The following is a 371-nucleotide window of genomic DNA, read 5'->3' as shown; positions in this document are numbered from 1 at the left end:
GCCGAGGACATGGGGAAGGCGCTCTTTGCTCTCGACCCGTCCAAGGCCGTGAAGGACCTGGGGAAGGTCGGCGGCGCGGCGAAGCAGGCCGGGGACGACCTGCGCGACAACGCCGCGACCAAGATTGAAGTGTTCAAACGCCAGGCCATGATGGGCCTGGCGAACGTCCTGACCACCCAGGTCGTCCCGGCGGTGAAGGACGTTGCGCCGGCGGTGAAGGAAGCGCTGGGCCCGGTGCGGGATCTGTGGCAGTGGCTATCCGCAGACCCGGACCGTATGCGGGCCGCCGCCGTCGCCCTGCTGGCGGTCGCCGGTGCGGCCGGCGCCCTCAAGGTGGCGTCGGCCACGGCCCGGGGTGTGCAGCTGCTGTG

Annotated in this window: 1 pseudogene; it reads left to right on the top strand. The window is 71.2% G+C overall.

Annotated features, from left to right (window positions below):
- Positions 1–371: pseudogene (locus IH48_RS34015) on the top strand (replication protein); the annotation flags it as partial.

This window comes from Streptomyces sp. NRRL F-5126 (assembly GCF_000721265.1).
Taxonomy (GTDB): Bacteria; Actinomycetota; Actinomycetes; order Streptomycetales; family Streptomycetaceae; genus Streptomyces.
The sequence above is the reverse complement of the archived record's forward strand: the minus strand, read 5'-3'. Positions and strand labels throughout refer to the sequence as shown.